This is a genomic window from Gordonia sp. DT30 (assembly GCF_049844915.1).
GTDB lineage: Bacteria > Actinomycetota > Actinomycetes > Mycobacteriales > Mycobacteriaceae > Gordonia.
This window is the reverse complement of record NZ_JBNCLY010000030.1, coordinates 1-22,764: the sequence shown is the minus strand read 5'-3', so window position 1 is coordinate 22,764 and position 22,764 is coordinate 1. Positions and strand designations below refer to the sequence as shown.

The 22,764-nt window shown below is 66.3% G+C and carries 20 protein-coding genes; 11 read left to right on the top strand and 9 right to left on the bottom strand.

Annotated features, from left to right (window positions below):
• Positions 1–46 precede the first annotated feature (46 nt).
• The 5 genes from ACLQ3C_RS19885 to ACLQ3C_RS19865 all read right to left on the bottom strand — a co-directional run bounded on the left by ACLQ3C_RS19885 (position 47) and on the right by ACLQ3C_RS19865 (position 4,210).
• Positions 47–487 (bottom strand): MarR family winged helix-turn-helix transcriptional regulator, encoded by a 441-nt coding sequence (locus tag ACLQ3C_RS19885; RefSeq protein ID WP_425706825.1) that lies wholly within the window; start codon positions 485–487, stop codon positions 47–49.
• An 88-nt stretch (positions 488–575) separates the two neighbouring features.
• A complete protein-coding gene (locus ACLQ3C_RS19880; RefSeq protein ID WP_425706824.1) occupies positions 576–1,565 on the bottom strand; it encodes an isopenicillin N synthase family dioxygenase in 990 nt (329 codons plus the stop codon).
• Between the two features lie 79 nt (positions 1,566–1,644).
• Positions 1,645–2,307, bottom strand: coding sequence for a methionine ABC transporter permease (locus ACLQ3C_RS19875; RefSeq protein ID WP_425706823.1), 663 nt, complete (start codon positions 2,305–2,307; stop codon positions 1,645–1,647).
• Complete coding sequence (locus tag ACLQ3C_RS19870; protein WP_425706822.1) at positions 2,304–3,344, bottom strand: methionine ABC transporter ATP-binding protein; 1,041 nt, start codon at positions 3,342–3,344, stop codon at positions 2,304–2,306. The genes ACLQ3C_RS19875 and ACLQ3C_RS19870 overlap by 4 nt, the downstream gene beginning before the upstream one ends.
• On the bottom strand, positions 3,341–4,210 hold the full coding sequence (locus tag ACLQ3C_RS19865; RefSeq protein WP_425706844.1) for a MetQ/NlpA family ABC transporter substrate-binding protein: 870 nt from the start codon (positions 4,208–4,210) through the stop codon (positions 3,341–3,343). Before ACLQ3C_RS19865 ends, ACLQ3C_RS19870 begins: the two co-directional genes overlap by 4 nt.
• A gap of 304 nt (positions 4,211–4,514) precedes the next feature.
• Here ACLQ3C_RS19865 and ACLQ3C_RS19860 point away from each other — a divergent pair, with 304 nt between their 5' ends.
• The 5 genes from ACLQ3C_RS19860 to ACLQ3C_RS19840 all read left to right on the top strand — a co-directional run bounded on the left by ACLQ3C_RS19860 (position 4,515) and on the right by ACLQ3C_RS19840 (position 10,518).
• Complete coding sequence (locus ACLQ3C_RS19860) at positions 4,515–6,137, top strand: long-chain fatty acid--CoA ligase (RefSeq protein ID WP_425706821.1); 1,623 nt, start codon at positions 4,515–4,517, stop codon at positions 6,135–6,137.
• Between the two features lie 124 nt (positions 6,138–6,261).
• Positions 6,262–6,447 carry a hypothetical protein gene (locus ACLQ3C_RS19855; protein WP_425706820.1) on the top strand — a complete coding sequence of 62 codons (186 nt, stop codon included), beginning with the start codon at positions 6,262–6,264 and terminating at the stop codon, positions 6,445–6,447.
• 290 nt (positions 6,448–6,737) lie between these two features.
• A complete protein-coding gene (locus ACLQ3C_RS19850; protein WP_425706819.1) occupies positions 6,738–7,742 on the top strand; it encodes an NERD domain-containing protein in 1,005 nt (334 codons plus the stop codon).
• A gap of 186 nt (positions 7,743–7,928) precedes the next feature.
• Positions 7,929–9,095, top strand: coding sequence for a thiolase family protein (locus ACLQ3C_RS19845; RefSeq protein WP_425706818.1), 1,167 nt, complete (start codon positions 7,929–7,931; stop codon positions 9,093–9,095).
• 151 nt (positions 9,096–9,246) lie between these two features.
• On the top strand, positions 9,247–10,518 hold the full coding sequence (locus tag ACLQ3C_RS19840; RefSeq protein WP_425706817.1) for a DUF222 domain-containing protein: 1,272 nt from the start codon (positions 9,247–9,249) through the stop codon (positions 10,516–10,518).
• 88 nt (positions 10,519–10,606) lie between these two features.
• On the opposite strand, the gene ACLQ3C_RS19835 is transcribed toward ACLQ3C_RS19840, so the two are convergent.
• From ACLQ3C_RS19835 to ACLQ3C_RS19825, 3 genes are all read right to left on the bottom strand, one after another.
• Positions 10,607–11,086 (bottom strand): hypothetical protein, encoded by a 480-nt coding sequence (locus tag ACLQ3C_RS19835; RefSeq protein ID WP_425706816.1) that lies wholly within the window; start codon positions 11,084–11,086, stop codon positions 10,607–10,609.
• On the bottom strand, positions 11,083–13,446 hold the full coding sequence (locus tag ACLQ3C_RS19830; RefSeq protein WP_425706815.1) for a molybdopterin oxidoreductase family protein: 2,364 nt from the start codon (positions 13,444–13,446) through the stop codon (positions 11,083–11,085). The genes ACLQ3C_RS19835 and ACLQ3C_RS19830 overlap by 4 nt, the downstream gene beginning before the upstream one ends.
• A gap of 101 nt (positions 13,447–13,547) precedes the next feature.
• Positions 13,548–14,564, bottom strand: a complete 1,017-nt coding sequence (locus tag ACLQ3C_RS19825) for an SMP-30/gluconolactonase/LRE family protein (RefSeq protein ID WP_425706814.1) — start codon at positions 14,562–14,564, stop codon at positions 13,548–13,550.
• A gap of 80 nt (positions 14,565–14,644) precedes the next feature.
• On the opposite strand from ACLQ3C_RS19825, the gene ACLQ3C_RS19820 reads away from it, so the two are divergent.
• The 5 genes from ACLQ3C_RS19820 to ACLQ3C_RS19800 all read left to right on the top strand — a co-directional run bounded on the left by ACLQ3C_RS19820 (position 14,645) and on the right by ACLQ3C_RS19800 (position 20,168).
• Positions 14,645–16,156, top strand: coding sequence for an MFS transporter (locus ACLQ3C_RS19820; RefSeq protein WP_425706813.1), 1,512 nt, complete (start codon positions 14,645–14,647; stop codon positions 16,154–16,156).
• A gap of 231 nt (positions 16,157–16,387) precedes the next feature.
• Positions 16,388–17,623, top strand: a complete 1,236-nt coding sequence (locus tag ACLQ3C_RS19815) for a quaternary amine ABC transporter ATP-binding protein (protein WP_425706812.1) — start codon at positions 16,388–16,390, stop codon at positions 17,621–17,623.
• Positions 17,620–18,480, top strand: coding sequence for an ABC transporter permease (locus ACLQ3C_RS19810; RefSeq protein ID WP_425706811.1), 861 nt, complete (start codon positions 17,620–17,622; stop codon positions 18,478–18,480). Before ACLQ3C_RS19815 ends, ACLQ3C_RS19810 begins: the two co-directional genes overlap by 4 nt.
• Before the next feature lie 36 nt (positions 18,481–18,516).
• Positions 18,517–19,521, top strand: a complete 1,005-nt coding sequence (locus tag ACLQ3C_RS19805) for a glycine betaine ABC transporter substrate-binding protein (protein ID WP_425706810.1) — start codon at positions 18,517–18,519, stop codon at positions 19,519–19,521.
• 170 nt (positions 19,522–19,691) lie between these two features.
• Positions 19,692–20,168, top strand: a complete 477-nt coding sequence (locus ACLQ3C_RS19800; RefSeq protein ID WP_425706809.1) for a TY-Chap domain-containing protein — start codon at positions 19,692–19,694, stop codon at positions 20,166–20,168.
• Between the two features lie 124 nt (positions 20,169–20,292).
• Here ACLQ3C_RS19800 and ACLQ3C_RS19795 read toward each other — a convergent pair whose 3' ends face one another.
• Positions 20,293–20,715, bottom strand: a complete 423-nt coding sequence (locus tag ACLQ3C_RS19795) for a winged helix-turn-helix transcriptional regulator (protein ID WP_425706808.1) — start codon at positions 20,713–20,715, stop codon at positions 20,293–20,295.
• Positions 20,716–21,196: 481 nt separating this feature from the next.
• Here ACLQ3C_RS19795 and istA point away from each other — a divergent pair, with 481 nt between their 5' ends.
• Positions 21,197–22,711 carry an IS21 family transposase gene (gene istA / locus ACLQ3C_RS19790; RefSeq protein WP_425706807.1) on the top strand — a complete coding sequence of 505 codons (1,515 nt, stop codon included), beginning with the start codon at positions 21,197–21,199 and terminating at the stop codon, positions 22,709–22,711.
• The last annotated feature ends 53 nt before the right edge of the window (positions 22,712–22,764 follow it).

Below are 22,764 nucleotides of genomic sequence, written 5' to 3'. Positions count from 1 at the left end.
CGGATGTCATGGTGACCGAACGTGAAGCAGGTCAACAGAATTGGGGCTAGAACAGTTGCGCCAGGCGCTCCAGCAAGGGAGCGGCGGCGGCGAGGGTGGCGACCTCGTCGTCGGTGAAGGAATTCGCGAGGGCGGTCGCCATCTTCTCGGTCACCGAGTCGCGGCCCGAATGGACGACGTCGCGGCCGGCGTCGGTGACGGTCAACAGACTCCGACGCTTGTCGGCGGGGTCGGGATCGCGTGAGACCAGGTGGAGCCGTTCGAGTGCGGCGACCGTCGCGCCCATCGACTGCGGGGTGATCCGCGTCGAGCGCGCCAGTTCGGCGATCGCCGTCGGCCCGGTGCGGTCGATCTGCGACAGCGCCGACAGCTCCGGTGCGCTCAGTTCGTTGTCGGCGAAGGTCTCTCGGGTCCGCCGCTTGATCATGCTCACGGCCACCCGCACGGCGGTCGCGGTCGATCGGTTCAGGCTTTCCCGTTCACTCACAATATGAAGGCTAGGCTTCTAATCGGCTGATTGCAAGCCTGGGCTTCTAATCTGCCGGTGCAGCTACTCCGGACACTGTGTCATCTGCTCAGTACGCCGCACCCGGCCCACTCGGCGCGATACCGTGATGCCGCGCGGCGACGTCGGGGTGGGCGCGCAGCCGCGCCTTCCACGCATTCTCGCCGTAGGTGGTGAAGATCGGGTTGTTCGGGTCGGCTTCCACGCCGGGCCCGGAGTGGGCGACGTCGAGGACGGGGATCTGCGCGTCGAGCCTCGGATTCAGGAAGAACGGCACCGAGATTCGGTCGGTGCCCGCCGGTGGGCTGAGCACCCGGTGCAGGGTGGCGCGCAGGACGCCGCCGGTCGCCACCTCGAGCAGCTCGCCGATGTTGACGATGAAGGCGTACGGGATCGGGGTGGCGTCGATCCACTCGTCGGCACCGGCCTGCACCTGCAGGCCGGCCGAACCCGGCTCGGCCAGCAGCAGCGTGAGCACGCCCGAATCCTTGTGCGCACCAACACCTTGGGTCTGCGCGTCATCACCGGGATAGCGCACCAGTTTGGTCAGCGTCTCCGGCTGCTCGAAGGCGGCCTCGAAGACATCGGGGCGGGCGCCGAGCGCGATCGCCCAGTGCTGCAACAGCCGCATTCCGACGCCGGTCAGCGTGTCGCTCCAGTCGGTGAAGATCTCCCGGAAATCCGCCGGCGACGACGGCCACAGGTTGGGGCCCTGCAGGTTCCAGAACCCTTCGGCACCGGCGACCGGATCGCGGTCGGGGCCGAGGTCGATCTGTTCACGCCAGTCGGTGCGGCCGTTGGTCAATTCCCCACCGACCCGGGTGTAGCCGCGGAACTGCGGGCTGCGCAGTTGGCTCACCTCGTCCTTGACCGCATCGGGCTGGGCGAAGAACTCCCGTGCGGTGGCCAGCGCGCGGTCGAAGAGCGCGTCGTCGACGCCGTGGCCGGTCAGGTAGAAGAAACCGACGTCGCGGCCGGCGGCGAGGAGTTCGGCGTGCAGCCGGTCGGGATCGGTCTCGGCCAGCGACAGATCGATCACGGGGAGCGAAGCATCAACCATCACCCCATTTTGGACCTGCACGATCGGCCGCCGGCGCGCGGGTCACCGGCTCACCGGGCCGCCGCGGATCGGTGCCGGATCAGCGTCGCAACGCCTTGGCGGACAACCAGTTCCCGAAGAACTGCGCGGCCTGCACGATGACGATGATCGCCGCCACCGCGATCCAGGTGACCCACCAGTTGAACCGCTGGTAGCCGTACTGGATCGCGAAGTTGCCGAGCCCACCACCGCCGACCGAGCCGGCCACCGCCGTCATGTCGACGATGGTGATGAAGATGAACGTGTACCCGAGGATGAGCGGCCCCAGCGCCTCGGGCAGCAGCACGCGGAAGATGATGCGCAGCGGCCCGGCACCGAGCGCTGTCGCCGCCTCCACCACGCCGGGATCGATCGACACCAGGTTCTGTTCGACGATCCGCGAGATCCCGAAGGTGGCGGCGATGGCCAGCGCGAAGATCGCCGCGCCGGTCCCGATCGTCGTACCCACCACTTTCACCGTCAACGGGCCGACGGCGACGATGAAGATGATGAACGGGATCGGGCGGACGAAGTTCACCACGACGTTGAGGATCTGATAGACCCAGACGTTTTCCAGGATGCCGCCGCGGCGCGTCGTGTACAGCGCCACCCCGAGCAGCAGGCCGAGGATTCCACCGATCACCAGCGTGGCGACGACCATTTGCAGCGTCTGCCACACCGACTCCCAGAAGATGGGTCCGAGTGTGTCCCAGTTGATGTTCACCGCAGTACCTCCGCATCGGGTGTCGACGCCTGCAATCGGCTGATCGCGGTGGCGATGGCCTCGTCGGAGCCCTTGAGCAGCAACGTGATGTTGCCGACCGATCTGCCCTGCAACGCCGAGATGCCGCCGTAGACGAACTCGAATCCGAGGTCGGTGGTGCGGGCCACCTCGGCGAGGATGTCGCCGACCTCGGTGTGCTCACCGATCGGCACCGAGATGAATTGGCCGTTGTACCGCTCACGAAGCGTCGCAGCGTCTTCGGCGCTGGGCCGCCCGTGCAGCGAGTCCTCGACGATCCGGCGGGTCAGGTCGTCGCGCGGGTGCGCGAAGACGTCGTACACCTCGCCCTCCTCGACGAGGGTGCCCTGATCGAGCACGGCCACGCGGTGGGCGATCTTGCGCACCACATCCATCTCGTGGGTGATGACGACGACGGTGATGCCCAGTTCGTCATTGACGCGCTGCAGGAGCCGGAGCACCTCGTTGGTGGTCTGCGGGTCGAGCGCGGAGGTGGCCTCGTCGGCGAGGAGGACCAGCGGGTCGGCGGCCAGCGCACGGGCGATCCCGACCCGCTGCTTCTGCCCGCCGGAGAGCTGACTCGGATACGACCATGCCTTCTCGGCCAGCCCCACGAAGTGCAGGAGCTCGGCAATACGGTTGCGGCGCTTGTCCTTCGGATATCCGGCGATCTCGAGTGCGAAGTCGATGTTGGAGTAGACGGTGCGCGAGTTCATCAGGTTGAACTGCTGGAAGACCATCGACACCCGGGTGCGGAGCTTGCGGATGCGTTTGCCCTTGAGTGTCGCGAGGTCGACGCCCTCGACGAAGACCTGCCCGGACGTGGGCCGCTCGAGGGCGTTGATCAGGCGGACCGCGGTGCTCTTGCCTGCACCGGATCCGCCGATGATGGCATAGATCTCCCCGGCGTCGATGTGCAGGCTGATGCCGGCGAGCGCGTCGAGGGTGTCCTTGGAACCCTCGACCGGGTAGGTCTTGGTGACGTTCCGCAGCTCGATGATCGGTTCGCGGTGGGTCATCGCAATTGCCCTTCCAGCCGGTCCAGGATCTGCTCGAGGTCGGCGCGCGGCCGACTGACGATGACGGCGGTGTTCTTCGACTGCTTCACCAGCGCGGCGGTGACCTCCGGGTCATGGAAGGCCTCGACCACCTTGCCGAATGCCGCATTGTCCGCGTCGTCCGGGCGCGCCACGATGATGTTGATGTACGGCTCGGCCGCAGCACTCTTCGGGTCGTCCTGGTAGATCGCCGACGCCGGGTCGAGGCCGGCGTCCTGTGCGAAGTTGTTGTTGATCACGGCCGCGTCGACCGACGGCAGCGAGGCGACCGTCTGCTGTGCGGCCACCGGCACCACGTTGACGCGCGACCCGGACAGCACGTCGGCGGGCGTCGACTTGATGTTGCCGCCGCCGCGCAGATCCACCAGCCCGGCCGCCTTCAAGACCAGCAGGGCGCGGGCCTGATTGGTGGCATCGTTGGGGATGGCGACGGTGCCGCCGTCGGGGATGTCCTGGATAGAATGATGCCGTTTGGAGTAGACGGCCAGCGGCACGATGTAGGTGGAGCCGACCGGCACGAGGTGGTTGCCGGTGGACACGTTGTAGTCGGCCAGGAACTGCAGATGCTGAAAGAGGTTGAGGTCCACCTGTTTCTGGGCGAGCGCGGGGTTGACCTGGTTGCCGTCGGAGAAGTTGACGGTCTTGATGGTGACGCCCCGGTCCTTGGCCTTGCGCACGAAGATCGGCCAGTAGTCCTGCGACGCCTCGGTGGTGCCGATCGTCACCGAGTCGCCGTCGTCGCTGCGCAGCAGCCCCGAGTTCCCGAAGAGGGTGAAGCCCAGGCCGACGACGACAACGAGCACCACCACGATCCCGGCGACCAACAGACTCTTGTCGCGTTTGGGCTTCGGCGGAAGCCAATGAAGATCTGCGTGATCGTCCACCGTGCCCGACCCATCTTCTGCAGTCACCAACTGATCATCCGCGATCGCACCGGTACCGGGAAACCCACCCTGCTTCCGGGCGTGGTTCGCCCAGGTCGACGGTTTTTCGCACGCTGAGTGAAACCTGCCTGCCGGCCGCGCGTCCGTGATCGGCAAATCCGCTCCGCGCCGCCCCCGACGGTGCCATCCTCGGAACCGTAGGCGCCCCCACCGTCGGCAGTACGCGGGGCCACCATGAGGAGGACCGATGCTCAGCACCATGCAGGATGTTCCGCTGTCGATCGCGCAGATCTTGCGCCACGGCAGCACCGTCTACGGCGACGCCGAGGTGGTGACGTGGACCGGTGACGGCCCCCGCCGCCGTACCTATGCCGAGGTGGGGCGGCGCTGCGCGGCGCTGGCCCATGCGTTGCGTGGGCTCGGCGTCACCGGCGATCAACGGGTGGGCACGTTCATGTGGAACAACGCCGAACACCTCGAGGCGTACCTCGCGGTGCCGGCGATGGGCGCGGTGCTGCACACCCTCAACATCCGGCTGTTCCCCGAGCAACTGGTCTTCGTCGCCGACCACGGCGAAGACCACGTCATCATCGTCGACCCGACGGTGCTCCCCTTGCTCAATCCGCAGTTGCCGCAACTGAGCACCGTCCGGCACGTGATCGTCACCGGCGACTCCACCGACGGCGTCGACGCCCCGGACGGCGTGCAGGTGCACTCCTACGAGCAGCTCATCGCCGAGCAGCCCACCGAGTACGACTGGCCCGACGTCGACGAACGGTCGGCGGCCGCCATGTGTTACACCTCCGGCACCACCGGCGACCCGAAAGGTGTTGTCTATTCGCACCGTTCGATCTACCTGCACTCCATGCAGGTGTGCATGACCGACGGCCCGGCGATGAAGCAGGGCGACCGGGCGCTGGCCGTGGTCCCGCAGTTCCACGCCATGGCGTGGGGAATGCCGTACGCGGCGTTCATGATCGGGGCGTCGCTCATCATGCCCGACCGCTTCTTGCAGCCCGAACCGCTCGCCGCACTGATCGCCGCCGAACGCCCGACGATGGCGGCGGCCGTCCCCACGATCTGGCTGGGCCTGCACCAATATCTCGAACAGCATCCACAAGACATCTCGAGTATGCGCGAGGTGCTCATCGGCGGTTCCGCAGTGCCGCCGTCACTCATGCACATCTTCGAAGAGCAGCACGGCATCGACGTGCTGCACGCGTGGGGAATGACCGAGACCTCGCCGCTCGGATCGGTGGCCCGCCCGCCCGCCGGCACCGAAGGCGAGCAGCGCTGGCGCTACCGCTACACCCAGGGCCGGTTCCCGGCGTCGGTGCAGGCCCGGCTCGTCGACGACGACGGCGAGGTGGTGGCCAACGACGGCACCAGCATCGGCGAGCTGGAAGTGCGCGGACCGTGGATCACCGGCTCCTACTACGGCGTCGACGCACCCGAGAAGTTCGACGACGGCTGGCTGCGCACCGGCGACGTCGGCTCCATCACCCCCGACGGCTACCTGACGCTCACCGACCGCACCAAGGACATCATCAAGTCCGGCGGCGAGTGGATCTCCTCGGTGGACCTGGAGAACGCCGTGATGGGCCACCCCGACGTCGTCGAGGCCGCGGTCATCGGCGTGCCGGATGCGAAATGGGACGAACGGCCGCTCGTCGCGGTGGTGCTGCGCGAGGGTTCCGACGCCACTCCGGAATCGTTGCGAGAGTTCTTGTCCGACAAGGTCGCCAAGTGGCAGCTACCCGAGAACTGGACGGTCATCAACGAAGTTCCCAAGACCAGCGTCGGCAAGTTCGACAAGAAGCGCCTGCGTTCGCAATTCCACGACGGTGGGCTGGCGGTGACGCGGTTGTGAGCTGTGGTCGCCGTAAGATGACATTCGGAAGGGACTAAAACCGGGACGGCGGCGGCAGGGTCGAGTCGTGGCCTCATCGGCAGGGCCGGCGGCGGTCGACCCGGCCTCGACACGGGTAGGGACAATGGCGGACTACGCGGCGATCATTGAGCGCGCCGCACCCGGCTGGTCGATTTTCATTCCGGAACTGAACCGGCACACATGGGCTGCAGACGTCCGCGAGGTCGAGGAGATGGCCCGAGATCTCGTACAGGTGATGACCGATGAGCCGGTGGACGACATTTCGGTGGCGATCAAACTCCCCCGATGATCTTGCCCGGCAATATCGACGGCGGGCATGTTCGTGGCGTCGAGACGAGCCCCGGCAGGGCGTCCTTTTCGTCTGACGCGTAGCCGGGCATCGGGCTGCTCCGAAAGCACGCACCAGGTTCGGCTGCGCACCCACCGCGGACCGTCCCCCGGTTCCACCCCACGAGAAGCTCGTCAAGAGCCGGCGTTCGGTGAAAACCCGACTACCTGCACGAATACAAGTGCCGCACCCCCGAAGACCCCCTGGATAGCGTTCTCCCGTCAGTTGAAAACCCAACCAAGGAGAGCAAGATGAACGGGTCGGAATACTACGAACTCCCGCGGGTTGTGCCCACGCCGCTGGGACGGAACATCGAACGGATTCGGGTCTCATGCGTCGGCGTGGCAGCCGTCTACCTCGTGGTGGTCTGGGTGACCGAGATCTGGAAGGCATGGTCCGCGCACGGCGTGTTGGCAGCGATCGCCTACTCCCTCGCGATCAGTGTGGTCCTCGCGATCGTCGCAGTTGTCATCGGCGTGGTCGGTTACCTCGGAAAGTTCTCTGTTGCCGTCTGCGTCCTGCTGCTCGCACTCATCCTGTGGGTGGCCAACGCCGAGGTGACGGTCGAGTTGGCTGTACCGCTGGTTCTGGTGACGGTCGCTGCCGTCGCATCCTCGTGGCGGAAGGACGAGCAGAACTACCGGCCGATCGAACCCGACCTGCTGGCACGCCGGGTCATCGGGGAACCGGCAAGCGGACTCGGCGACGCCGTCGAGAAGTTCGGCGTCGGAAATGTCACCAAGGGAATCCAGGGCGAACAGCTCACCTCCGACGGCTTCGACCGCCGCAGCGACCTGTTGCCCGACGCCCAGATGATCAACACCCTGGAATTTCCGGGCTCGGAGGTCGCCGACGTCGACCACGCCATCGTGCTCGGGGACAGAGTCGCGCTCGTCGATTCCAAGTACTGGCGCGGGTGCAACTACCAGTGGGCCGACGGCACCCTCATCACCTCGGGCCGCGGGCACGAATTGCAGAGTCACGAGATTCATTTCGGTGTCGCCGCGGCACGGCTCGCGGAAATGCTCGGGGCCGAAGGCAAGCAGGTGCGGGCATGGGTGGTCATCCATTCTCACGACGGCCGGCCGGTGACCGTCGACATCCCGCTGACCAGTGGCTGCCCCACCCTGGTTGGCGGCGAACACTGGGTCGAGGACATCGCCTCGTGGCTGTCGGAGGATCGTGCCGCAATCGACGACACGTTCCGCGCAATGCAGTGCGACACGATGAAGGCTGTTCTCCAGTTCAAGAAGTAGCGTTCACGGCCGGAAGCGCGGTGTCGCTGCGGTTGCCACGCGGCAGGCGTGCCGGACATATGGCGCGCCTGCCGCGCTGGGCCCCGACGCCGAACTCTGCCTTTGCCAAACCACAGCCAGAGGCGTACGTTCTGACTGAGACGATCAACAGTCAGCCTGGTGGTCGGAGTTCCGAGAGGACAAGTCATGAACACAGCCGTCATCGTCGACGCCGTCCGTACACCGATCGCCAAGGGCAAGCCCGGCGGCGCCTACGCCGATCTGCACCCCGTCGACATCCACGCCCACGTCCTGGCAGACCTGGTGGCGCGCAACGATATCGATCCAGCCGTCGTCGACGACGTGATCAGCGGGGCCGTCGGCCAGGTCGGCGAGCAGTCCGGCAACACCGCTCGGTGGGCGCTGCTCGGGGCGGGATTCCCCGAATCCGTGCCGGGCGTCACCGTCGACCGGCAGTGCGGCTCGAGCCAGCAGGCCATCCACTTCGCCGCGCAGGGCGTGATCGCCGGCGCCTACGACGTCGTGATCGCCTCCGGCGTCGAATCCATGAGCCACGTCCCGATCGGGTCCCAGTCGGAGGGCAAGGACTTCCTCGGCACCAAGGTGGCGGCGCGATACCCCGACGGCCTTGTGCCGCAAGGCATCAGTGCCGATCTGATCGCGAATCGCTGGGACCTCTCCCGCATTCAGCTCGACGAGTTCGCGGCGACGTCGCACCAGCGGGCGGCCCGCGCGTGGAAGGACGGGCTGTTCGACTCCCAGATCACCCCGGTCACCGATCTGCACGTCGACGAGACCGTCCGCGGTGACTCCAGCGTCGACACCCTCGCCGGGTTGCGCCTCGCGTTCCGCAACGAGTTCTGGGAACAGCGCTACCCCGAGCTCGACTGGCGCGTCACCGCCGGCAACAGTTCGCCGGTCAACGACGGGTCGGCCGCGGTACTCATCACCAGCGACGCCGCCGCGCAGCGCCTCGGTCTTGCACCGCGGGCCCGCATCCACTCCTTCGCCGTCGCCGGCGACGACCCGATCTACATGCTCACCGGGATCATTCCCGCCACCCAAAAGGTCCTCGCGAGAGCAGGTCTGGGCATCGACGACATCGATGCGTTCGAGGTGAACGAGGCGTTCGCGTCGGTGGTGCTGGCCTGGCTGCACGAGACCGGCGCCGACCCCGCCAAGGTCAACATCAACGGCGGTGCCATCGCCATCGGTCATCCGCTCGGCGCGTCCGGCGCCCGCCTGGCGACCACCCTGCTCAACAATCTCGAGCAGTCCGGCGGGCGCTACGGCTTACAGGTGATGTGCGAAGCCGGCGGACTGGCGAACGCCACCATCATCGAACGGCTCTGATCCGACTCGCCGTCGACGGAGGCGTGTGGCTCCTGTTCACTGGTGGGACGAAAGCGGTTGCGGTCCTTGCGGATTGATTCCACAAGACCTGCCAATCGAACGAATCTTCTGCTCCACTGGACCCATCGCAAGATCATCCAGGGGGGATTCCATGATCGACGACACCGCAGCTACGCCATCACTGTCTGCAGATGCATTCGCGTGTCTCATCAAACAACTCCACGACCGCACGGTCCGTGCGGATCTCAGTTCACGGGAGGCGTTCGCGGCGATGCAGCAACTGATCATCTTGCGCAACAAGGTCGATCACCTCGCCGCGACGTTGACCGGCGAGTTCGACCGTCTCAAGGTGACCGCGCCCCAAGGCCGGTCGGTGCGACAACTGTTGATCACCATGGGAATCGCGCCCGCCGTCGCCGGGCGGCTCGTCCGCATCGGCACCACGAAGGAGCTCGACGGACTACGCATCCACACCGTGGATGGTGCGATATCCCTCGACCACGCCGACGCCATTGTTCTCGGACTCACCCATATCGACTCCCGCGCCGGCGAACCTGTCACCCCCGAAGAGCGTCGCGATCACACCCGCGCGTTGGTGTCGCAAGCGCTGTCGGGGATGAGTCCCGCCGAAATCGGTAAGCACGCACGCCAACTCGGCAACCTTGTTGCCGACGACACCGGCGGCGCACCCGCCGCCGAAGACAAGACGATCAACGAACTCGGCTACCACAAGACCAGCGACGGACGCCTCGACGTGCGCGCCAATCTCGACGCCGTCGCCGGGGAGAAGCTGCACAGTCTCGTCGAAACACTGTCCGCGCCAAAGCCGCAGCCCGACGGTTCACACGACCCGCGTCCGGTCGAACGTAGACGCGCCGATGCTCTCGAAACGGTCCTCGAACTCGCTGAACGAGGTCTTGCTGATGAGACCGTGTCGTGCAAGCCGACCGGCGGCGTCCTGCTGACCATTCCTGCTGGTGCCCCACAGCTGTCCGCGCTCGAGTTCATGGGATCGGTCACGCCCGCCACGGCGAGAACGTTGGGTTGTGATGCCGCGATCACCGTCGCCATCATCGACGGCGAGGAAGTGCCGTTGAACGTGGGACGGGAGAAGCGGTTGTTCACGCCGTCACAGCGAAAAGCGTTGCTGCTACGCGACAAATGTTGCATCAAATGCGGTGCGCCCGCCTCGCGCACGCAGGCGCACCACCTCGTCAGTTGGGTTGATGGTGGCCCCACCGACCTCGACAACGGGTGCCTGCTGTGCACCGCGTGCCACCACGATGTACACGACCTTGGCTGGGATGTGGTGATGGGATTCGACCGGCACCCATGGTTGGTCCCACCAGCCTCCGTCGACCCCCGGCGACGACCACTTCCGGCCTACAACCGACGCACCTTGCACCTCAACGACGCCGCCTGACACCAACAGCCCTGAAACAGGCTTCGCCACAATAACTTCCTGACCCTGCACCCCGGCTTGCCGGGACCGCAACCGTTCCTTGAGAACTTCATATCAGTGCTTGCGGTGAGAGCACTTTCAGCATCGAGTTGGTCCACCGGAGCTGGCGCAGCGTCTCGGGATGGCACTGCGACGCCAACTCGAGCAGGTCGGCGTTCTTGGTTGCCTGGGCGCCTTGGGCGAGCAGTTCCCAGTCGATCGACACCCCGGCGGCTCGCTGGTGCAGGCGGCGAAGATCGACGAGGAGCAGCAGCGACGGCTCCGGTCGTCTCGCGACGAGGTCACTGAATCGTTCGGCGAATTCACCGGCACGTGCTGCGGTGCGCGGCCGGGCGGACAGGTCGATGTTCATGTCGGCTGCCGCCTCGGCGATCCGGCGGACATGCTCGCGCGACCATCCGGCGACATCTCCTGCAACGTAGTAGATCTCGTGATCGGCCTTGTGTCGACGAGACACCGCGTCGAGGTCACGGGCGAGGTGCAATTCGCTCCGGTGCAGCTCGCGGAGGACCAGACCGAGCTTGTTCATGACGCATCTCCACCGGTGTTGACGGTTTCCCCAGGGCGTTCAGCCTCCGGTGGACACCGTCTCAGTGCCGCAGCCGCGGTCTTGAACAGCGGCTGCTTGGATGCCGGATCCCAGTCGGTGATGGTGAGTTCGTTCGCGGCACGGTCGGTGGGGTGATCGTCGGGCTCATCCCAGTAGCCGTAATGGAACGGCACGAACAGCACGCCCCGCCGCATGTCGGTGATGCGAGCAACGGCATGCACCACCCCGCGCGGGGTGGTGATCTCCACGCGGTCGCCGTCGGTGACGTGGTGGTCGGCGGCATCCTCGGACGACATCTCCACCCACACATCTGGTGCGGCACCGTCCAATTGCGGTGTGCGGCCGGTTTTGGTGCGGGTATGGAACTGGTAGATGATGCGTCCGGTGATGAGTGCGAACGGATAGTCGTCCGACGGGCATTCGTGCGGCGGCAGGTACTCAGCGGCCTTGATGATCGCCCTCGCATCAGGGTTGAGCGCCCGGTATTCGGTGGGCTCGACCGGGGCGCCGGTCACCAGATCCTTGCCATATGCCTCGCAGTAATCGGGCGCACTCCAGAACCGGCCGTCGGTGTAGAGACGTTCGGTGCCTTCGGGAGTATCTGCGGTACATGGCCATTGGATGCCGCCGCGCTCGCGCAGCGCGTCGTAGCTCATGCCTGTGTAGTCGCACGGCCGACCGGCACTGCACGCCTGCCACGCGCGGAACGCCGACTCGGCGTCGGTCCACGGCGGCAGCGGTTGACCGTCCTTGTCGCGGAAGTCCATTCGGCGCGCGTAGTCGAGAAAGATGTCGAGATCCGAGCGCGCCTGCCCTGGCGGGTCCACGGCCTTCTCCGAGAGGTGCACGGTGCGATCGGCGTTGGTGAAGGTGCCGGTCTTCTCGCCCCACGCGGCGGCCGGCAGGACGACATCGGCGAACTCGGCCGTCTCCGTGCGAAAGATGTCCTGCACCACCAGGAACAACCGGTGCTGGGCGAGAACCGAACGGATGCGGGTCAATTCGGGTAGCGACACCGCCGGGTTGGTTGCCGAGACCCACAGCATCTTGAGCGAGCCCTGCTCGGCGTAGCGGAACATCTGCATCGCGTGCGTCGGTGGACCGTAGTGCGGGATCTGCGACGGATCGACGTTCCACAGCTCGGCGAGCTCCTTGATGTGGGAGTCGTTGGCCCAGTTGCGGAATCCGGCGAGATCGCCGTCGGCGCCGCATTCCCGGGTGTTCTGCGCGGTGGGTTGGCCGTTCATCTGCAGCACGCCGCAACCCGGCCGGCCCAGCATGCCCCGGACGAGATGCAGGTTGTTCACCTGCACCGACGCTGCTGTCGCCTGATGTGACTGGTAAAAGCCCTGCAGCACAGTCGACATCAATCGCTGCGCGCCGCCCAGCAGCTGTGCGGCCGCGCGGAGTTCGCCGGCATCGACACCACAGATCTCGGCGGCCCGCTCCACCGGATAGTCGGCGAGCTGCTTCTCCAGTTCGGCGAAACCGACGGTGTGCGCGTCGATGTAGTCGCGGTCGATCCAGCCGTGCGCCACGATCTCGTGCAGCAGACCGTTCATCAACGCCACATTCGTCCCCGGCAGCGGCGCCAGATGGATCGCGGCGTGCCGCGCCACCGGAGTCGGCCGCGGATCGACGCACAGCAGCGACGGCGGATCGCTGCCGGCGAGGCGGTCGAGGATGCGCATCCACGACACCGACTGCGTCTCGGCGATGTTGTGGCCGAACAGGGCGATCACGTCGGCATGGTCGATGTCGGCGAGCGTGCCGGGCTGCCCGTCGGAGGCGAACGACTCCTTGAGCGCCTCGGCGGCGGTCGCGGTACACAGCCGGGTGTTGCCGTCGATGTGGTTGGTGCCGATCCCCGCGCGGGCGATCACGCCCAGCGTGTAGTACTCCTCGAGGAACAGTTGCCCGGACGTGTAGAAGCCGATGGAACCGGGCCCGTAGCTCTGCAGAAGCCGGCGGCTGTGATCGACCACGCGACCCATCGCGGTCTCCCAGTCGGTCTCGACCAGTCGCCCGCCGGACCGGATCAGCGGCCGCGTCAGCCGGTCGTCCGAGGCGGTGGCCTGCCATCCGTACCGATCCTTGACGTCGAGGCGCCCGTGGTTGATCCGGTCGCCGGTCGATCCGCGCACACCGACGATCTGCTCACCGCGTACCGCGAGATCGAGGCCGTCACCGTTGGAATGCAGCACCGACGCCGTCGGCACCCACCGCTCGACGTCGGACTCGCCGATCCCGTCGGCCAGCTGTACGTCGGCGCGAGTGGGCCAGGGGTCGCCGGGTCCGTATGGTGTCCGCTCACCCCACAGACCGTCGGGCAGTGTCATCGGTGCCACCTTCCGAGATATGTGAATACCGCGTGTGCGTACCCCGGATTGCCGCGAGGCAATCTTCGACCCCCCAACCTTCGAACCCCCGGCGGCGCCGATCAGGCGCGGTTGTCGGCCTCGGGCGCGGATCCGGAGAGATCGAGCCGCAGCAGCGCCCCCTGAGGCGGCCCGGCCACATAGAGGAACCCGTCGTGCTCGACGACTCCGGTGGCCATCGCGAAATCGCCTCGGACCGAACGGATATCGTGCACCGTTTCACAGTGTTCGGTGATGGCCCGCACCCAGATGGCCTCGCGCGGGCCGGGGATGAGCGCGTCGGGCAGACGCCAGATGGCCCGGCGCACCCAGCCCGGTAGTCGGCCGGCGCGGTCGAGGGCAGCACTGCGCGGGTTGGTGAAGGCCACCCAGGCCAGTCCGTCCCGGAAGATCGACAGGTTGTCGGGGAACCCGGGCAGGTTGGCGGTCAGCGTCGTCGTCGCACCGTCGGCGAGGCGCACGCGGCTGATGCGATAGCCCCCGGTTTCGACCATGATCAGCGCGTCCTGCGACGGCGCCAGTGTCAGCCCATTCGGAAAATCCAGCTCGGTGTGGATCACCGTGACCGTCCCGTCCGGGTCACGCCGCAGGAGCCGCCCGGACGGCCGGTGTTCGAGGAACGCGCCCATGTAGTGCTCGAAGCCGAACCGCGTGGACGATTCGGTGAACCAGATCGCGCCGTCCGGGGCGAGCGCCGCATTCGAACAGAACCGCAGCGGCACACCGTCGACGCGTTCGACGAGGGCGTCCACGCTCCCGGTGGCCGGGTCGACGCGCAGCAGCCCCCGATGCGAGTCGCACACGATCAATCCGTCGTCATATGCGAGCAACCCGAGTGGCCGGCCGCCGGTGTCGGCGACCACCTCCGTCCGCAGCGTCGTCGGATCGACGCGCACGATGGCCCCGCCCTCGAGCCCGCAATAGAGCTGACCATCAGCGCCGACGACCACGTCCTCGGGTGCCCGCCCCGGCAGCGGAATCAGCCGAGCCGGCGGAAACGGCCGCGTCGGCGCGGGCAACGCGCCCGCCGCCGGAACGACACGCCGACGCGGTTCCAGGCGGGGTTTCGGCAGCTCCATCCATCGACGATATCCGAGCACCGCCCCCGCGCTGAACACTTCGCAGGACGGCACGGACCTTCACTATCTAGGCTGAGGAAATGCCTGATCCTGCACCCGACGGCCGCAGGCCGTCTCTCGTGCGCTGGGCGCACGAGCACGTCGTCGACCGTCATCTGCGGGCGCTGGGGCTGTTGATAGGCCGCAAACCACCGCTCACGCAAGAGTCGATCACCGTCGTCGATCAGCCGATGCTCAAGCGGGCGATCACTGCCTCCGCGCTCGGAAACACGATGGAGTGGTTCGATTTCGGGGTATACGGCTACCTCGCCGCTACCCTCGGCAAGGTCTTCTACCCCGACGCCTCGTCCAGCGTGCAGTTACTCGCCACCTTCGGGACCTTCGCCGCGGCATTCCTGGTGCGGCCGCTCGGCGGGTTCTTCTTCGGCCCGCTCGGCGATCGCATCGGCCGGCAGAAGGTGCTGGCGACGACCATGATCATGATGGCAACGGGCACGTTCGCGGTCGGCCTGATCCCCTCCTACGGGGTGATCGGTATCTGGGCGCCGATCCTGTTGCTGGTGGCCCGCATGGTGCAGGGTTTCTCCACCGGCGGCGAATACGGCGGGGCGACCACGTTCATCGCCGAGTATTCGCCGGACCGCCGCCGCGGATTCCTCGGCAGCTGGCTCGACTTCGGAACGTTCATCGGCTACTCGCTCGGATCATTGGTCGTCACGATCCTCAACGCCGCACTCGGCGACGACGTCATGCTCTCGTGGGGCTGGCGGATCCCGTTCTTCATCGCCGGCCCGATGGGACTGATCGGGCTCTATCTGCGGTTGCGCCTGGAAGACACCCCCGCCTATCGCAAACAGCTCGACGAGCACGACGCGAAGGTCAAGCAGACCGAGAGTGCCGGACGTGAGATCGGCGCGATCTTCGTCCGATTCTGGCGGCCGCTGCTGGTGTGTGTCGGGGTGGTGATTCTCTACAACGTCACCAACTACATGGTCACCGCATATCTGCCGACCTATTTCACCGACGTCATCGGACGCAGTCAGCTCAGCTCGGACCTCTTGGTGCTGCTGGCGATGCTCGTGGTGGTGACACTGATCCTGGCACTGGGCCGGGTCAGCGACTACATCGGCCGGCGTCCCGTCTTCGCCATCGGCGCGGTCATCCAGATCATCGTTGCCGTCCCGTGCTTCATCCTGCTCGGGATGGACGCGATCTGGGCGCCGATCGTGGCGTGTGTGGTCTTGGGCGCGATCCTCGCGTGCTTCGCCGCGCCCACCGCCTCGACTCTGCCTGCCCTGTTCCCGACGTCGGTGCGTTACGGTGCGCTCTCCATCGGGTTCAACATCGCGGTGTCGTTGTTCGGCGGCACCACCCCATTGATCACCTCGGCCCTGGTCAGTCTCACCGGCAATCGACTGGTACCCGGCTTCTATCTGATCGCCAGCGGCGTGGTGGGTCTGGTCGCGATCTGGTTTCTCCGTGAATCCGCACGTCAGCCGCTGCGTGGTTCACCGCCACAGGTCGATTCGGACGCCGAGGCCGCGCGCACCTACACCGCCGCCCGAAAGTCGGCCGCCGCGTCGAATTCCTGATGTCCGACCCGCTGCCGGCCGGGCACGGATATCGTGCATTCGCCACATACCGGATAGTTCCACCGGGGCGCTCGCACTCCACTGCTCGACGGAGAAGTATGTGGTTCGATCGTGGGGTACCTCATACCTGTCACTCAGCTGCTGTTTAGGGTGACTAAGGGTGTCCGGTTGCCAACACCGAATTCTGTTGGGCAATGCACAACGTCTGAACACCCGCCGGAAGGGGAAGGTTTGACCATCTCGCCCGAGAGCGACGCCACGAGCGCGGCGCCCGACGCCGGACCCGCGCTGCGCGCCGACCACGTCTACAAGGTGTTCGGCCGGCGACCCGGCGAGGCAATCAAACGCCTGCGTGACGGCGCCGACGCCGACGACGTCAAAGAGTTCGGTACCGCAGCCGTCATCGACGCCACCTTCGACGTGGCGCCCGGGGAGATCTTCGTGGTGATGGGCCTGTCCGGGTCGGGCAAGTCGACCTTGATCCGCACACTCAACGGCCTGTGGAAGCCGACGGCCGGCTCGGTCTTCGTCGGCGACATCGACCTCACCACCGTCGGCGACAAGCAACTCCGTCAGATCCGCCGCGACTCGATCTCGATGGTGTTCCAGCATTTCGCGCTGCTGCCGCACCGGTCGGTTCGCGACAATGCGGCGTATGCGTTGCGCGAAAAGGGCGTATCCAAATCCGAACGTCTCGAACGCGCCGATCACTGGCTCGAGGTCGTCGGCCTGAAGGGCTGGGGCGACCGCTATCCCTCCCAGCTCTCCGGCGGCATGCAGCAGCGTGTCGGGCTCGCTCGCGCGCTGGCCGCCGAAAGCCCGATCCTGTTGATGGACGAGGCATTCTCGGCTCTCGATCCACTGATTCGCCGCGAAATGCAAGACCAGCTCATCGAATTGCAGTCCAGCCTCGGCAAGACGATCGTGTTCATCACCCACGACCTCAACGAAGCCATGTACGTCGGTGATCGGATTGCGGTCATGCGGTCGGGCCGGATCGTCCAAATCGGTACCGCGGAGCAGATTCTCACCGACCCGGCCACCGACTACGTCGCCAAGTTCACCGCCGAGGTCGACCGCACCCGCGTGTTGACCGCCGGCTCGGTGATGGAGCCCGCCGCCGCAGTCGTGCCCGTCACCGCCGGTCCACGCGGCGCGATCAACGAGATGCGGCAGAAGCAGGTCGGCGGGGTGCTGGTGACCGAACGCGGCCGACTCCTCGGCTACGTCGTCGACGAGGAGGCCGTCGCCGCGGTCAACGCCGACGTCGGGGACCTGCGAACGCTGGTGCGCACCGAAACCCTCGTCCAGGTGAACGAATCCACACCGGTCGCCGAACTGTTCGCGCCATCCGCCGAATCGCCGGTCCCGTTGGTGGTCACCGATGACGACGGCCGGTTACGCGGCGTCATCCCGCGGGTCGGTCTGCTGGCCGCGCTCGTCCCGCGCGGGGAGGAAAACGCATGAGTTTCATGAACCCGCGCATTCACGTCGGCGATGCGATCGAGGACGCCTTCAACTGGCTGACCCAGCACGCCGGCTGGCTGTTCGACGCCATCAAGACGGTGATCACCGGACTCTACGACGCCTTCAACACCGTGCTGTCGTCTCCGCCGTACTACGTGATGATCGCGATCTTCGCGGTGCTGGCGCTGCTGGCCGCCGGCCTGCGGCGAGGCTGGAAGTTGGCCGTGTTCACGGTGATCGGCTTCTATTTCATCCGCGCGTTCGACCAATGGGTCAACGCGATGAACACCATTGCGCTGGTACTGGTCTCGGTGATCATCGCCCTGATCATCGCCCTGCCCATCGGCATTCTCGCCGCGCGTAGCCGGGTGGTGTCCTCGATTGTGCGGCCCATCCTCGACCTGATGCAGGCCCTGCCCGGCCTGGTCTACCTGGTGCCGGTGATCATCGTGTTCGGTATCGGCCCGACCCCGGGCGTCGTCTCCACGTTGGTGTTCGCGATGCCGCCGGGAATCCGGTTGACCGAGTTGGCCATCCGAGGGGTGGATCCCGAAGTCGTCGAGGCCGGACAGGCATTCGGCTCCAGCCCGCGGCGCATCCTCACCCAGATCCAGATCCCGCTGGCGATGAAGACGATCATGGCCGGCGTCAACCAGGTCATCATGCTCGCGCTGTCGATGGTGGTCATCGCCGGATTCGCCGGAGCCGGCGGATTGGGCGGCCAGGTCAACGAGGCACTGCAGACCCTCAATCTCTCACTCGGGGCCGAAGCCGGTCTCGCCGTGGTCATCATCGCCGTCTACCTCGATCGACTCAGCGCGGCGATCGGCGACCGCGGACGCGTCGGGAAGCTCTGAAAGACCCAATGAAGTAGTGAAAGAGGGTAAGTACAGATGAGAAATATCAGAAGTAGGCTCGGGGCGGTCGCGGCCGCCGTCACGGTCGGTGCGCTCGCACTCAGCGGTTGCGGAGCATCGAACTCCAACTCCGACAGCGGCTCCGGCGGCGGTGCGAGCTCCACCAACGACATCGCCTCGAAGTACGCCAATTGCTCTCTGACCGACGGTAGGGCACCCGCGGGCGGTCTCGGCGCCGGTGACGACAAGAACATCACCATCGGCGCGTTCAGCGGTTGGGACGAGTCGGCGGCCACCGCGTATCTGATGAAGGACGTGCTGCAGAAGAACGGCTACACCGTCGACATCAAGACACTCGACGCCGCAGCCGGATTCACCGCCGCATCAAAGGGCGACGTGGACGTGCTCACCGACGTCTGGCTGCCCAAGACGCACAAGACCTACATCGATCGCTACGGCAACCAGCTCGAGCCACTCAGCTGCTGGTATGACAGCGCGAAACTGACCATCGCCGTGAACAACTCGTCGCCGGCCCAGTCGATCGGCGACCTCAAGACGATGGCCTCTCAGTTCAACAACACGCTCGTGGGCATCGAACCGGGCGCCGGTGAGACCGGGATCGTCAAGAACGATGTGATCCCGCAGTACGGGCTGCAGGGCCTCAATTTCACCACGTCCTCGACGGCGGCGATGCTCGCCTCGATCCGCAAGGCCGAGGCCGACGGCTCCAACGTGGCCGTCACCCTGTGGAAGCCGCATTGGGCCTACTCGGCGTTCAAGATTCGTGACCTCGCCGACCCGAAGGGAGCCCTCGGCGGTAAGGAAGGCATCTGGAGTTGGGCGACCAAGGGCTTCTCCGAGAAGGCTCCCAAGGCGGCTCAGCTGTTCAAGAACCTGGTTCTCCCCGACGCCGATCTCTCGGAGCTCGAGAACCTGATGACCCAGAAGTACGCGGGCAACAACCCCGACGGCGCGGTGACCGAGTGGCTCAACAACCACCCCGAGTTCGCCAACCAGATCGCGGCCGGTCAGCTCAAGTAACCATCGGTTCCCGACACCGACGATCGTGCCCCCGGCCCCACGGCCGGGGGCACGTTTGCGCTGACTTTCCATCCGTCCGGTGTCGCCCGAGTCGGACCGGGAGTGTCGTATCCGTGGCATACCGTAGGCATCAAGGGGGACCACTCCCTGGCCGACCGGAGGGAGAAATGATGCGCACCAACGACTTCGATACATCCGTCGATGATGGCTGGCAGAACTTCGAGGCAGTGCTCGCCGCGCACCTGCGCAACTTCGCCGACGGTGCGACCGCCTGGATCGCACAGGACCCGACCATCCACGAGGGCCTGCACGGCCGGGTCGACTTCGCGTTCACCGGCGCGCACCGGGTGCGGGCAACGCTACACCCGGCGACGCTGGATCCGACCGTCGAGCACTACCTGCTGCAGGTCGAGCAACTACGCGCGCTCGGATGGCGGCGCCTGGCCGGGGGCACCTACATCGCCGAACGCGGCCGGGCCCGGGCCGACGAGATCGCGAGCATCGCGGCCGGCACGTTCCGGCACGTGTGGGACGCAGTGCACCCGACGTTTCTGGTGACGTCGTTTCTGCCGAGCCTGACGCACGTCAAAGTGCCTTTTGTAGATGCTTGTCATCTCACTCACGATGGCGTTACGCACTACCAGTGAGGTGAACTATGAGCAGCTATCGGAACGCGAAGGATCGCCGGTCGTCGTCGAGGTATGGTCCGACCTGCGCCGCCCATGCTCCGCCCATCGCCAGTTGCTGGAACAAGTAGCGGGACCGCGCGGATCAGCCGGCGGACGCGCCGACCGGAGCCCTGCCGCGGCCCACTCCGGTGAGTTCGCTGGCCGCCCGGTTACTGGCGATCTCGCTGTGATGGGCGACGGCCCAGCCGGCCATCGCCATGACCGCGTTCATCAGGGACCGGCCGAGATCCGTCAGCTCGTACTCCACCCGCGGGGGGATCTCGGGGTATGCGGTCCGGGTGATCAGCCCATCACGTTCGAGGAGCTTGAGCGTCTGGGTCAGCATCCGCTGTGAGATCCCCGGGATGCTCGCCTGCAGTTCGGAGTAACGCAGCGGCCCGCCGTCGAGCGTGCTGACGATCAGCATCGTCCACTTGTCGCCGATCCGGTCGAGCACCTCGCGGATGAACGCACTCTCCTCCGGCCATGCCTGGCACGGCCCGCTGACCCTCGTCGGTCTCGCCATCTCGTCGCCTTCCCTTCATCCACCACAATACTAACCCCGCATCGGGTTACCGCACGAATAGTCGGTAATGATTCGCGCTGAACTCGCGGTGCCGGCTCGGCCCGCGACCACCGAAAGGAAGCTGGGTTCGCGCGGCCCGCAGCTGGTTCCCGCGGACCGTGCTGGTTCCCGCGGACCGTGCTGGTTCGCGCGGCTGGTCGACCAGCCGCGCGAGCAAGTTAGAACCGCGCGAACCCGTGACCATTCCGCGTGGCGCGGTATGGATGTCGGCGGACATGAGAACCTGCCCATGCGTGGACATGAAAGTGCCCGCTGACGGCCAGTAAGAACTGCCCACCTGCGGACATGAAAGTGCCCGCTGGTGGACACGAATCTGCCCAGACCGATCCCCTCTGCCCCGGCGCGTCGTCGCCGGGGCGGTCTCTCCTGTGGTTTCGATACCGATGCCTAAGTCGAATCGCAACCAGCAGGAGAGGCCGTAGTGAAGTCTGACGGAGAACTCATGGAAATACTCAATGCCTACGATCTGACCAGGTCGTATCGGGCGGCCGCGGAGTTGTGTGGCTGCTCGCATCACACCGTGAAGAAGGCTGTCGAGGCCCGGGCCGCGGGCCTGCCACCGGCGGTGCGCCGGGCCCGGTTGATCGATGACTACCGCGATGTTCTTGAAGCGTGGGTGGACGACTCGCGGGGCAAGATCCGCGGCGACAAGGCACACGAACGTTTGCAAGCTTTGGGCTACACAGGCACCGACCGCACGACCCGCCGCGCGCTCGCGGAGATCAAATCCGCTTGGCGCCTGGGCAATACACGAGTACATCGGCCGTGGATCACCGAGCCGGGACTGTGGCTGCAATACGACTTCGGTGATGGTCCGGTCGTCGACGGCCGCAAGGTTGTGCTCCTGGTCGCCTGGCTGGCGTGGTGCCGCTTCCGGGTCGTGATCGCCCTGCACGACCGGACCGCCGCGAGTGTGTTCGCCGGCCTCGACCGGATCTTCCGGATCATCGGCGGCGCCCCCACCTATCTGTTGACCGACAACGAGAAGACCGTCACCACCGGCCATATCGCCGGGGTTCCGGTCCGTAATCGGCAGGCGGTGACGTTCGGCCGCTACTACGGCATCTCGGTACTGACCTGCGAACCCGCCGATCCGGCATCGAAGGGCGGGGTGGAAAGCGCCGTCAAGCTTGCCAAGGCCGACATCGTGCCCACCGAGACCAACCTGCTGCCCCAGTACGCCAGCTTCGCTGACGTCGAAGCGGCATGCGCCGCGTTCACCGACCACATCAACGCCCGGGTCCATCGGGCCACCCGCCGAGTCCCTGCCGAGATGCTCGCCGAGGAACGCACGCGGCTGCACCAGATTCCCGATCTACCTCATACCGCGAGTCTCGGCGTGACTCGACGGGTCCCCGCCAACACGCCGATGATCACCTTCGAACACTGCCAATACTCCACTCCTGCAACACTGTTGGGTCAAAGTGTGTGGGTCCGACATCACGACGGGACCGACGAGATCGTCATCTGCGCGCTCGACGACGGTGGGCCCGTCGAAGTCGCCCGGCACCGGCGCACCACGCCCGGCACCCCCGCGGTCGACGACACCCATTTCCCCGGCCACCACGACAAAGTCCCCGGCGACTACCGCATCCGCGCGCGCACCACCGCCGAACACGCCTTCCTCGCGATCGGGGACGGGGCCGCGATCTGGCTCAAGGAAGCCGCTGCCGCCGGCACCGAGCGGATCATGCAGAAGATGGCCCACGCAGTCGAGTTGGCCGCCCTGGGCACCAACAACGACGTCAACTGGGCACTCGGGCACGCCGCGGTCCACGGCCGGTTCGCCACCGGGGACCTCGACTCGATCCTGGCAGCCAAAGGACTCGACACCACCCGCCGCGGCGCCTCCGAACACTCGTCCCTCGCCCAGGGAACCAGCGGCTGGAACAGGTTGAACCACACCACCATCGACAGACAGGAACCAGTCGCATGAACACCGTCCCCCCAGTCAGCGACCTACCCGCCGACGTCGAATCACTGATGCGG

What these genes read in the sequence shown, in the direction of transcription:
- ACLQ3C_RS19880 (WP_425706824.1), bottom strand. Translation starts at nt 1,565, where the DNA reads ATGGTTGATGCTTCGCTCCCCGTGATCGATCTGTCGCTGGCCGAGACC.
- ACLQ3C_RS19870 (WP_425706822.1), bottom strand. Translation starts at nt 3,344, where the DNA reads ATGACCCACCGCGAACCGATCATCGAGCTGCGGAACGTCACCAAGACC.
- ACLQ3C_RS19860 (WP_425706821.1), top strand. Translation starts at nt 4,515, where the DNA reads ATGCTCAGCACCATGCAGGATGTTCCGCTGTCGATCGCGCAGATCTTG.
- ACLQ3C_RS19855 (WP_425706820.1), top strand. Translation starts at nt 6,262, where the DNA reads ATGGCGGACTACGCGGCGATCATTGAGCGCGCCGCACCCGGCTGGTCG.
- ACLQ3C_RS19850 (WP_425706819.1), top strand. Translation starts at nt 6,738, where the DNA reads ATGAACGGGTCGGAATACTACGAACTCCCGCGGGTTGTGCCCACGCCG.
- ACLQ3C_RS19845 (WP_425706818.1), top strand. Translation starts at nt 7,929, where the DNA reads ATGAACACAGCCGTCATCGTCGACGCCGTCCGTACACCGATCGCCAAG.
- ACLQ3C_RS19840 (WP_425706817.1), top strand. Translation starts at nt 9,247, where the DNA reads ATGATCGACGACACCGCAGCTACGCCATCACTGTCTGCAGATGCATTC.
- ACLQ3C_RS19835 (WP_425706816.1), bottom strand. Translation starts at nt 11,086, where the DNA reads ATGAACAAGCTCGGTCTGGTCCTCCGCGAGCTGCACCGGAGCGAATTG.
- ACLQ3C_RS19830 (WP_425706815.1), bottom strand. Translation starts at nt 13,446, where the DNA reads ATGACACTGCCCGACGGTCTGTGGGGTGAGCGGACACCATACGGACCC.
- ACLQ3C_RS19825 (WP_425706814.1), bottom strand. Translation starts at nt 14,564, where the DNA reads ATGGAGCTGCCGAAACCCCGCCTGGAACCGCGTCGGCGTGTCGTTCCG.
- ACLQ3C_RS19820 (WP_425706813.1), top strand. Translation starts at nt 14,645, where the DNA reads ATGCCTGATCCTGCACCCGACGGCCGCAGGCCGTCTCTCGTGCGCTGG.
- ACLQ3C_RS19810 (WP_425706811.1), top strand. Translation starts at nt 17,620, where the DNA reads ATGAGTTTCATGAACCCGCGCATTCACGTCGGCGATGCGATCGAGGAC.
- ACLQ3C_RS19805 (WP_425706810.1), top strand. Translation starts at nt 18,517, where the DNA reads ATGAGAAATATCAGAAGTAGGCTCGGGGCGGTCGCGGCCGCCGTCACG.
- ACLQ3C_RS19800 (WP_425706809.1), top strand. Translation starts at nt 19,692, where the DNA reads ATGCGCACCAACGACTTCGATACATCCGTCGATGATGGCTGGCAGAAC.
- ACLQ3C_RS19795 (WP_425706808.1), bottom strand. Translation starts at nt 20,715, where the DNA reads ATGGCGAGACCGACGAGGGTCAGCGGGCCGTGCCAGGCATGGCCGGAG.